This is a genomic window from Ferruginibacter sp. (assembly GCF_031391665.1).
Classification (GTDB): Bacteria; Bacteroidota; Bacteroidia; order Chitinophagales; family Chitinophagaceae; genus Ferruginibacter.
In genome coordinates, this window is the sequence record NZ_JANMUN010000065.1 from 1 (window position 1) to 11665 (window position 11665).

Here is an 11665-nt window from a genome sequence, read left to right on the forward strand (position 1 = left end):
TTTGTAAAACACAGGTTTTCTGTTGCGCCAAAAGCATTTTTATAGAATGAGATATCTTTTACCCCATTGTTTATATAAAGCTCTGGTGCAAAAAAAGTATTACTTGCAGCTGTCTTCATGATTTGATATTTTAGCAGTCAAAATCTACGATCACATTATTTTTACTTTTTTGAAAGTTACTATAAAAGATTGAAAATGCTTTTGGTATGTTTTGGCATCAAATAGCGGCAGCGAATTTACTACAGAGTATAAGCAATGTTAGAAAGTGTATCTTTTTTTTTGCATACTGGCTTAAGAAACATACGCTGCTGGTTAAAAACCAAGCAGCGGCGAAGATAGAAGCGATGCTACCCACCTGCGAGGGAATTATTGAAGTGAAATTTTTCTTATTCTATTATTATAAGTATCTGCAACATAAACATTCCCTTCTTTATCTACTGCAATTTGTGTAGGCAAATTAAAAATAGCTACTGATGATTCTCCGTCAGCAAAACCCTGAACTCCAGTACCTGCATAAGTACTTACTACTCCTGCCGGTGTTATTTTTCTTATGCGATGATTTAAAGCATCACCAATAAATAAATTACCATCTTTATCAACTGCAATTCCGGTTGGCCAATTAAATTGTGCAACATCACTGGTGCCATCTTTATAGCCACCTGTACCAGTACCTGCAACGATGCTAACAATTCCGGCTGGTGTAATTTTTTTTATTCTATTATTGTAAGTATCGGCGACGTATAAATTTCCAGATGCATCAATAGTTATTCCACTTGGTTCATTGAAACCTCCTGACGCAAAAGTTGAAACAACATTAGCAGAATTTATTTTTCTTATTTTGTGATTATCAGCATCACTAACAAACAAATTTCCTTGTAAATCACTAACAATTCCAAAAGGATTCTTGAATTGGGCATTAACTCCATCTCCGTCTGAATATCCCGGTGTTCCGTTGCCAGCTATTGCAGTAACTGTACCGTTGGGTGTAATTTTTCTCACCTTATCATATACACCGTTATATCCACCAACAACAAAAACATTTTCTGCTGCATCTATAGTAATTTGTTGAGGATAAAATAGTTGGGCATTTGCCCCTGTTCCATTTGTAAATCCGGGGTTTCCATTGCCAGCTAACAGGCTAATATTACCGTTAGCAGCTATTACGCTTATTATACTTTTTGAATATTCTGCAACATAAATTTTTCCATTCGGCCCCAAAGCCACACCAGTAGGTGTACTAAAAGCAGCAACAGTACTTACAATAAGTTTTTTGGGTGTTGTACCGGGTGTGCTCGGGGTACTATCAGATTTTTTGCAAGACTGTGTAGAAAATATTATTGCAAGCAGAAATATTTTTAGGCTTATGATTATTCGTTTCATTTTTATTAAGGTTTAGATATGCTGGATTTACAAGATAAGCAATTTTTATTTTAAAAATAATATCAGTTTAATTTTTTAATACCTTCTCAAAATATACGTTTCAATCTGCGCTAAAATAAAAGTTCCCCAATGATATACTGTTGAATGGAGCCCTTCGTTACTCAGGATAAACTCTGCCACTAAAGTCAAATAGCATTCCAACAGCCCGTTACCAAAAATAAAAAATCCCGGCCTTAAGCCGGGATTGAAAATTATTATTTTATAAAATTTATTTATTTGCTGCTGCAAATTCTCTCCTTATAATATTCAATGCACCACCAGCTTTAAACCACTCAATCTGTTGTTCGTTGTAGGTATGGTTTACATCTATGGTTTCGCTGCTGCCATCAGCATGGTTTAAAACTATATGTAACGCTTTGTTAGGAGCAAAAGTTGATAAGCCTTCAATATCAATAGTATCATCTTCTAAAATTTTATTATAATTTTCTTTGTTGGCAAAAGTTAAACCAAGCATGCCCTGCTTTTTTAAATTGGTTTCGTGAATACGGGCAAAAGATTTTACCAGTACAGCTCTTACACCTAAGTGACGGGGCTCCATAGCCGCATGTTCTCTCGAACTTCCTTCGCCATAGTTTTCGTCACCCACTACAATAGTACCAATGCCTGCGGCTTTGTAAGCTCTTTGTGTATTGGGCACCGTACCATATTCGCCTGTTAACTGATTTTTTACACTGTCCGTTTTTTCGTTAAAGAAATTTACTGCACCAATTAACATGTTGTTGCTGATGTTATCTAAATGCCCACGGAATTTTAACCATGGCCCCGCCATGCTGATATGATCGGTGGTACATTTTCCTTTTGCTTTTATCAATAATTTCAATCCTTTTAAATCAACACCTTCCCATGCGGCAAAAGGATCGAGCAATTGCAAACGCTTACTGTCGGGAGAAACTTTTACGGTAACACCGCTGCCATCTTCAGCCGGTTTTTGATAGCCTGCATCTTCCACAGCAAAACCTTTTGGAGGGAGTTCGTAACCAGTTGGCGGATCCAGTTTTACCTGCTCGCCTTTATTATTAGTTAATGTATCTGTTAACGGATTAAAATCTAAAGAACCTGCAATAGCCATTGCGGTAACCAATTCTGGCGAACCTACAAATGCAAAAGTATTGGGGTTACCATCGGCACGTTTTGCAAAGTTTCTATTGAAAGAATGAACGATGGTATTTTTTTCTGCCTTCTCTGCACCAACCCTTGCCCACATACCTATGCATGGGCCACATGCATTGGCAAAAACATTAGCACCAATTTTATCAAACACACCTAAAAAACCATCTCTTTCAATAGTATAGCGAATTTGTTCGCTGCCCGGGTTGATATTAAATTCTGCTTTTAGTGTTAAACCTTTATCAGTTACCTGTTGTGCTAAACTTACCGCACGGCTAATATCTTCGTAAGAAGAATTGGTGCAACTGCCAATTAAACCCACTTCAATTTTTGTGGGCCATCCGTTTGCTGCAGCTGCTTCTTTCATTTTACTGATTGGTGTAGCCAGATCGGGAGTGAAGGGGCCGTTTAAATGCGGCTCCAAAGTATTCAAATCAATTTCAATTACCTGGTCAAAATATTTTTCGGGGTTTGCATATACTTCTGCATCGCCGGTTAAGTGTGCAGCTATTGCATCTGCAGCAACAGCAATATCGCCACGGTCGGTGGCTTTTAAATAACGGCTCATACTTTCATCGTATCCAAATGTAGAAGTGGTGGCACCAATTTCGGCACCCATATTACAAATGGTTCCTTTACCTGTGCAACTCATGCTGGTGGCGCCCTCGCCAAAATATTCCACTACTGCACCGGTTCCGCCTTTTACAGTAAGGATACCGGCAACTTTTAAAATAACATCTTTAGGTGCTGTCCATCCGCTTAATTTACCGGTTAATTTTACACCAATTAATTTAGGCATTTTTAATTCCCATGGTAAACCTGCCATCACATCGCATGCATCGGCACCCCCCACACCAATCGCAATCATTCCCAAACCGCCAGCATTTACCGTATGGCTGTCGGTACCAATCATCATACCGCCGGGGAAAGCATAGTTTTCTAAAACTACCTGGTGAATAATTCCTGCACCTGGTTTCCAAAAACCAATACCATATTTATTACTTACGCTTGCTAAAAAATCAAATACTTCACTGCTTTCTGTTACGGCCCTGCTTAAATCTGTTTTACTGTTAACCTTCGCTTCTATTAAATGATCGCAATGTACTGTACTGGGCACTGCAACTATTGTTCGGCCGCTTTGCATAAATTGCAGCAAAGCCATTTGTGCCGTTGCATCCTGCATGGCAACCCTGTCTGGTGCAAAATCTACATAAGCATTGCCTCTTTCGTAAGCCTTACTGGCATTACCTTCGGTAAGATGTGCGTATAAAATTTTTTCGGTAAGGGTTAAGGGTTTGCCTGTTGCTTTACGTGCTGCTTCAATTCTGGTTGCAAAATTGGCGTACACTTTTTTAATCATTTCAATGTCGAAGGCCATGGTGTAATTTTAGATTTATGATTTTAGATTTATGATTTGTGTTAAGTAAGGCTTTCCTTGTAAATAAAGCGACTGAAACAACAAATGTTTTAAGTTTTGCAAATTTACTGAAACTCAGTCAGTATTTAAAGCGCTTGTTTTTAGAAAAAAATTACCCTAAATTAGCAGTATGAACAGGTTTAAATATTTTATTGAATGGCATGTTTTTGGGGTTTGTACCGCCATTGGCGAAAAAATGGGTATTGCCACATCTACCATCAGAAAATATTTTATCTACATTTCTTTTATGACTATGGGCTCTCCCGTAATAGTTTATTTTTTTATTGCATTCTGGATGAATATTAAGCGGTATATTTTCAATGCAAAGCGTAATCCTGTAAGATATCTATAAAGAACAATTTTGCACTCCTCATTTTTATTGAATGGTTGTACTGAACCCTAATTATAATAATTACAAAATGCTGTTGCAGGAAATTGCAACATCTTTAAAAATTTCTTATCAACCCGGGGCAGATTTTCTTATTATTACCCCGCCAGCCGGCAACGGCATTTACAAAACCATACAGTTATTTGATGAACTGCAGGTATTATTGGTAGATGTAGCCATAAGCCAGCCGGTAATTATTAAAAGAGAACGTACAGATACCGCTTATTTTTTATTGCATTTTGATGATGTGTATATTTCTGAAACAACTACGCTTAAGGTAGATGATGAAATGCTGCAGAAAACTAATACGCATCACGCTTTTGTAAGGCTTACCTCCAATATTTTTGATAATATAGAAGAAGGACCGGCCAACCTGCATCTTAAATCTGTAAAAATATTATTTAATGAAAAATGGTTAAAAAAATATTTAGGTTTAAGTGCCGATGATGATGTGTTGCAAAAATATTTGGCGCTTAAAACCGAAAGTTTTGATATTGAACCGTTAGATGAGGAGTACCTTAAACTGATGCAGGAATTATGGAATGCCAAAAAAGAAGATCCTTTGCAAAATATTTTTTTACAAAACAGGGTTACTTTATTAATTGAGCGTTTTTTTACAAGGCTGTACAGCAAAATAAATTTACTGGAAGGCAGGTTTGATCTTTCATCTGAAGTTATAAAAAGATTGCTTAAAGTGGAACAGTTACTGGTGGATGATTTTAGCAGGGTGCCGCCCAGTATTGATGAATTTTCGAAGCTGGTTTCTATGAGCAGCACCAAATTAAAAAAGAGTTTTAAAAGCATGTATGGCGACAGTATTTATGCCTACTATCAAAAGCAGCGTTTAAAAAAAGCCAACGAGTTATTGCTTAGTGGTGAACTTAATGTTAAGCAGGCTGCCGAAGCTGTAGGGTTCAATAATATATCTAACTTTACACTTGCTTATAAAAAGCAGTACAAAAAAGAGCCTGCTGTTGTTTTAACCAACAGGTAATAATTTACCCCATTGATTAACCGTAATCCAATGTTTAAATTTTCTTATAAATATTGTAATCATATTGATTACCTGAAAGATTTGGCAAAATTTGCCGGGGTACCTGTTATTAATAGCGTTTTGCTTTTGCCACCGGGCATAGGCTCGGGTTACATAAAAGCCGTTGAACTAACCAATGGTTTACAAGTATTGATTAATGAATGTGTTGTAAACGAAGAGGTGCATTTTTGCAGGCAACCTGCAGTTGATGAATCTTATACTTTGCGGTTTGATGAAGTAAAAAATTTAAGATCGCTAACTATTCAAATTGATGAGGATAAACTAAATGAAGAAGAGCAGGTTTATTCGGGTGCATTTTTAACCAACTCCCTTTCGGATTTTTCTTATACAGCCAATGCCGGTACAGAAGACCGCTGCGTTAATATTTATTTTACTGCCGACTGGCTAAAAACCCATGCCGGAATAGAAAGTACCGACGAAGCCTTTAAAGAATATCTTTCGTTAAAAACAGCCATCTTTAATTTTGAAGTGTTGAATTTTGGATACCGGGAATTAATGGAAGATATTTTTGAAATTAAAGACGACCATCCCATGCAAAAAGTAATATTGCAAAACAGGGTAATGCTTTTAATAGAAAAATTTTTCCGCAGCCTTTATACCCGGATGGGGCAAAATAAGAAAGCCGCTGCTACCATTAATGATACCTCTATAAAAAGAATGATGCAGATAGAATCTATACTGGTAAGTAATCTTTCTGTAGCGCCGCCAGCTATACCGTTACTTGCACGTACCGCAATGATGAGTGAGACCAAACTGAAAAATCTTTTTAAAACCGTTTACGGTGTAGGCCTTTACGAATATTATCAAAAAAACCGCATGTTAAAAGCCAGGCAGCTATTGCGCTCTAAAAAATACTCCGTTAAAGAAACCGGGCTGGCCCTGGGTTTTAAAAACCTCAGCAACTTTACCATTGCTTATAAAAAAGAGTTTAAAGTATTACCAAGCGAAATGTAAGTTTTGTAATTGGACTTTTTGCCTTTTGCAATTACTAATGTGTCTGATTTACGCAATTTATTGCAAATTGTAGCACTATTTTTGTGTGTATATTGATGCCCCGTTTTAATATCTGATATTCAATTTGTAAGCTGGTTACAAATAATGGTTGCTGATCTATCCTACATTATTAAGTCCCAAAAAATTTGGGACTTTTTTTATAAAACAGCTTGTCTTACACGGAGTAATTTTTCCAATAACGGCTCCAGTAAATCCAATTTAAGCATATTAGCGCCATCGCTTTTTGCAACAGCGGGGTTGGGGTGTGTTTCAATAAATAATCCATCGGCGCCGGTTGCAATTGCTGCTTTGGCAATGGTTTCAATTAATTTGGGGTTGCCACCTGTAATGCCTGTAGTTTGATTAGGTTGTTGTAAAGAATGGGTGCAATCCATTACCACCGGTACATTGTGTTCCTTCATCCAGGGAATATTTCTGTAATCCACCACTAAATCCTGGTAACCAAATGTATTGCCTCTTTCAGTCAATATTATTTTATTGTTACCAGTATTACGAATTTTTTCGGCAGCAAATTTCATGGAGGGGCCGTTTAAAAATTGCCCTTTTTTTACATTTACAATTTTGCCTGTGGCTGCAGCGGCTAATAATAAATCTGTTTGCCGGCACAAAAAGGCGGGGATTTGTAAAATGTCGATATACTTAGCAGCTTCTTCAGCTTCGTCGTGTGCATGTATATCGGATGTAGTGGGCAGTTTATATTTTTCGCCAACTTTTTTTATTAACGACAAACCATTTTCATCACCCAAACCTGTAAATGAAGTGGCGCTTGTTCTGTTTCCTTTACGGTACGATGCTTTAAATACATAAGCAATTTCTAAACGTTTGCAAATGGCCGACACCTTATCTGCAATTTGCATTACCATCTCTTCACTCTCTACCACACAGGGCCCGGCAATTAAAAAAAAATTGTTTTTATTGTATTGCTGGTTGATGAACAGATCCTGTAAATATTTTTCCATAGCGCAAAGATAAGCCCCATGCAATAATTAATCTAATAGCCAATAGCTTTTAAAAATTCACTCTTTTTTCTTTTAGCAACATCTAAAGTAACGCCGTTGCTTAACACTACCTGGCCACCTTCGCCACGTATATATTTTTCAGTAAAATTTTTATTAATGATGTAGGAGTTATGAATGCGGAGAAATATTTCTGGCGGCAGCATATCTTCAAAATCTTTTAAAGTGTGGCTGGCAATGTATTTCTTTTTTTCGCTGGTAAAGATGTGGGTATAATTACTGCTGGCTTCTAAATAAATAATATCTTCTACTTTAATAAAATGCAATCCTTCCATAGTGGGTATGGCAATACGGGTAAAAGAATTTTTTTTATTTATGAGCTGCTCTACCAATAATTCAATTTGTGGATTAGGATATGCATGATTGCGTTTTTCCTCAGCTTTAAGTACGGCTGCTTTTAAATCTTCTACCTCAATAGGTTTTACTAAATAATCTAATGCACTGTAGCGGATAGCTTTAATAGCATAGTGATCGTATGCAGTGGTAAAAATAAGTTCGAAGTTTTTATACGTTAGCTGCTGCAGCATTACAAAACCATTCATCACGGGCATTTCAATATCCAAAAAAACAATATCGGGCTGCAGGTTGTCAATAGCTTCAATACCTTTTGCAGCATTATTGCAGCAGGCAATAATTTTTACCTGCGTACAGTGCGCCAGCAACTTTTCTTTCAGCGAACTGATGCTGTTTTCTTCATCGTCTATCAGTATTGCTTTAATCATAAAAATATTTAATTGTTTTCAAAAACCTTCAGGCATATTTCTACTTTAGTACCGGAGGGCTCATTATTTTCAAAAAGGTCGGTAATGATTACATTATTATCTGCTCCGCTTTTGTTGTACAACTCAATCCGTTCTTTTGTAATTTCTATACCATACGATTGATGTTCGGGTTTATTAATTTCTTTTAACTCCTGTGCTTTCTCTCTGCCCACACCATTATCTTCAATAATATATTTTATAAAATCATTTTCCAGTGTTGCAACAACCGTTAGTGTTTTGTTTCCATCCTGTTTATTTAATAATCCATGATGGATGGCATTTTCTACAAAAGGCTGCACAATCAGCGGCGGTACTTTATAGTCGCTTTGCAGTAATTCCTCGTCTGCCTGCAGCTTAAAAGAAAATTTATCGCTGCACCTGAATTGCTCCAGTTGCAGGTACAACTGCAGTGTTTCAAAATCTTTTTGAAAAGATACCACATCGTTTTTTGAACTGTCGAGTACATTACGGATAAGTTTTGCAAAACGGGCAAGATAGGTAGTGGCTTTATCTTTTTGATTGGTTTGTATAAGATTGTCGATTGCATTTAATGAATTAAAAATAAAATGCGGATTCATCTGGCTTTGCAATGCTTCTAATTTGGCTTTTGAAAGCTGTTCATTCATAGCATACATTTCAATTTGCTTTTGCTGCAGCGATTGTTCGGCCTCGATAGATTTTATTTTATCGGCCATAAGTGTGGCAATGGTATTTAGTATTTGCAGTTGCTGCTGAGTAAAATAATTTTTTTCATGATGCTCACAATCTATCACCCCTACCAGCTCATTATTATAAATTACCGGTACCGCTATTTCACTTAATCTGGTCATTTCATCGGGCCGGTAACGGCTGTCTTTACTGGTGTCAGCAATCAGCACTGCCTCTTTGGTTTGCATTACATAACCAACTACTCCCTGCCCCGGCAATACATCAAATGGCTGGCCTTTTATTTCTTCTATCGATCCTTTGGGGCCAAAACCTGCCCGTTGTATCATTTTGGTTTTATCATCGTTCCATAAATAAATCATGCAATCAATAAAGCCCAATCGGCCAATAAGATTTTTTGCAACATCCCACAATACATCATCCTCTGTATTTTTTCCTAATAAAGAAGAAGAAAAATAATTAATGATCAGTTCCATCTCCAGTTTGCTTTTGTATTGTCCTGCATCTAATTGCTGCACTTTCAGTTTTTCTTCTGCAATTATTTTTATATTTTTTTCACGCCATTTTATTAATAAGAAAGTGAGCAAAAGGACAGAAAATACCACAAGTGATATAAACCACCATGTTTGCCAGAATGGGGGTGTAATAATAAATTCAAATTTTGCAGGTGTTCCCCATTGACCATTCCATCCCATGGTTCTTACTTCAAAGTTATAATGCCCTGGTTGAAGACTTGCATACGACACAAAATGCTGGTTGCTGGGCTGCGACCACTCTGTGCTATCGCCATCCTTTAAACGATAACTGTACAGTAATTGAGTTTCATTGATAAAACCTGGCGAAGAAAATTCAAATTGCAATTGATTTTGCCGGTGGTTTAATTCCAATGTATGGTTGGTTATTGAATAAACCGAATCAGGTGAAAATATTTTTGTTATAAACACTGGCAATGGTGGCAGCTTTTCCATTTCTCCATCTTTTATTTTAACCAGGCCATCATTTGTTGCCAGCCATAAAGTATGCTCCTCATCCGTTTCCATTCCAATAACGCTCGTAAAATAATTATTAACCCTGCTAAAATTAAAAATGCGAAATTCTTTATCGTTAACAATTAATTTATCAATGCCCTGGTAAAAAGCAATCCAGTAATTCCCATTTGCATCTTCTCTGATGCCTTTTATAAAATTAGAAGTAAGCCCTTTCTTTTGATCAAAGTTTGTTATAGCAATACTGTCTTTTTCTTTTTTTGTAAACTGATAAAGACCCTGGTATCTTGTGCCTGCCCAAATGTTTCCTTTAGAATCTTCGAATAAGCATCGGATATTTTCTGTGGGCATAAAATTTTGTATCGCAATTATCTCAAACTTATTATTAATAAAGTTGTATTTAATACGAAACACCCCATTTTGCCAGGTGCCTGCCCATAAATCCCCATTTTTATCCAGGAGTAAAGCACTGATTCGATGATTTAAAATTGGTTGTTGTATATCCCCTGATTTAAAAATAAGTTGACTAACCCCCCTTGAAAAGAAATAGCCCTCTTTATCATTAATAACTCTTGAAGCATATATTTCCGGCAATGGATTTATTGTTGTCAATTTTGCTGTGGCACTATCAAACATGGCCATATTATAATAACTGATCAGGGTTGTTTGTTTGCTGTTTAAAACAAAATCATAAAAATTTTCTGTGCTACTATTTTCAACAGGAGTAAATTTTTCGGTAAGTGTATTGAAAATTTTAATGCTTTTAATAGTACCTACGAGGAAATAATTTTTTTTAAAACGATTAAGCAAATAAGAATAATTGTTTTCAAAAAACCCATCTTCCATTGGATATAATGTAATACTCTGACGGGTAACTAATTTGGAAAGACCTGCTGCTGTTCCAAACCATAAATTTTTCTCTTTATCACTGAATATAGAGTGTACAATATTTGAAGGAAGCCCATCTGTTGTTGTAAATCTTTGATGAGTTCCATCAGGGTTGATTTTAACTATACCCTCTGTGGTAGCGAACCACATTACTCCATCAGTATCCTCAAATATGTCTCTAATAGTAGTATTTTTAAATATCGAAATTTTATAGGTGGTTGGATAAAAGGTAAGTGCTTCATTGCCTTTTAGCTGAGAAAAGTTAAGTAATTGAAGTCCTTTTTTTGTACTGACCCATATTCTTTTTTTTGAATCTTGGTAAATGGTTGAATGGATGTTGATAATTCTTTCATCGCCTATCTCAGCAATCAGTTTATATTTTTCATTGAAGATTTTTATTGATGATTCTTCTAAGGCGAGGAATAAAGAATCGTTGAGCAATAAAATATCTGTAAATGTTTTTTTGGTGAAGAGTTGATTTGCTTTCCTGATTTTTCCTTCAACTAGTTCTTGTATTCCATTTCTGTCTGTGGATGCCAGAATAACACCGGATGAAAGTTTTAAGAACTGGTTTATTACTGCATCACCTGGCCCGGTTTTAGGAATGATTTTATTTTCGATAAGTAAATCGATAGCTCCATTGTTAAGAGCTATGTATAGTTGTTCATTTTCATTTTCATATAAGTCATTCACCATATTATGCGAAAGACCATTGGCAGTAGTGTAATTGGTAAAGGTATGGCCATCATATTTGCTCAGCCCTTCAAGCGTAGCTATCCATAAAAATCCTTTTGCATCCTGGTAAACCCTTCGTATAGTATTGGAAACAAGTCCGTCGTTTATTGTATAGTTTTTTAATAGTTGCTGCTGGGCTGATACCTGGTTTATTAAACCGGCAAAAATGTAAATAAGTATTATTACTAAAGCA

The 11665-nt window shown here is 36.2% G+C and carries 8 protein-coding genes; 3 read left to right on the forward strand and 5 right to left on the reverse strand.

Annotation, left to right across the window (positions count from 1 at the left end; translation table 11 throughout):
- Positions 1–366: 366 nt before the first annotated feature.
- Together ACY651_RS04810 and ACY651_RS04815 are read right to left on the reverse strand one after the other, a co-directional pair.
- Positions 367–1380, reverse strand: a complete 1014-nt coding sequence (locus tag ACY651_RS04810; RefSeq protein ID WP_462250257.1) for an NHL repeat-containing protein — start codon at positions 1378–1380, stop codon at positions 367–369.
- A gap of 268 nt (positions 1381–1648) precedes the next feature.
- Positions 1649–3925 carry an aconitate hydratase gene (locus tag ACY651_RS04815; protein WP_462250259.1) on the reverse strand — a complete coding sequence of 759 codons (2277 nt, stop codon included), beginning with the start codon at positions 3923–3925 and terminating at the stop codon, positions 1649–1651.
- Positions 3926–4094: 169 nt separating this feature from the next.
- Between ACY651_RS04815 and ACY651_RS04820 the strand changes: the two genes are divergently transcribed.
- Genes ACY651_RS04820 through ACY651_RS04830 form a run of 3 tightly spaced genes read left to right on the forward strand, consistent with a single transcriptional unit; the run spans position 4095 to position 6360 of the window.
- Positions 4095–4316 (forward strand): PspC domain-containing protein, encoded by a 222-nt coding sequence (locus ACY651_RS04820; protein ID WP_462222346.1) that lies wholly within the window; start codon positions 4095–4097, stop codon positions 4314–4316.
- A 31-nt stretch (positions 4317–4347) separates the two neighbouring features.
- Entirely contained in the window at positions 4348–5346 is a 999-nt protein-coding gene (locus ACY651_RS04825) for a helix-turn-helix transcriptional regulator (RefSeq protein WP_462250261.1), read from the forward strand.
- Between the two features lie 30 nt (positions 5347–5376).
- Entirely contained in the window at positions 5377–6360 is a 984-nt protein-coding gene (locus tag ACY651_RS04830; protein ID WP_462250263.1) for an AraC family transcriptional regulator, read from the forward strand.
- 197 nt (positions 6361–6557) lie between these two features.
- Here the strand turns inward: ACY651_RS04830 and kdsA are convergent, their stop codons facing one another.
- From kdsA to ACY651_RS04845, 3 genes are all read right to left on the reverse strand, one after another.
- Positions 6558–7379: a 3-deoxy-8-phosphooctulonate synthase gene (gene kdsA, locus ACY651_RS04835; RefSeq protein ID WP_462250265.1), complete on the reverse strand. Its 822-nt coding sequence runs from the start codon at positions 7377–7379 to the stop codon at positions 6558–6560.
- 32 nt (positions 7380–7411) lie between these two features.
- Complete coding sequence (locus ACY651_RS04840; protein WP_462250267.1) at positions 7412–8158, reverse strand: LytR/AlgR family response regulator transcription factor; 747 nt, start codon at positions 8156–8158, stop codon at positions 7412–7414.
- Between the two features lie 8 nt (positions 8159–8166).
- A partial coding sequence (locus tag ACY651_RS04845; protein ID WP_462250269.1) for a two-component regulator propeller domain-containing protein occupies positions 8167–11665 on the reverse strand: 3499 nt, incomplete at its 5' end.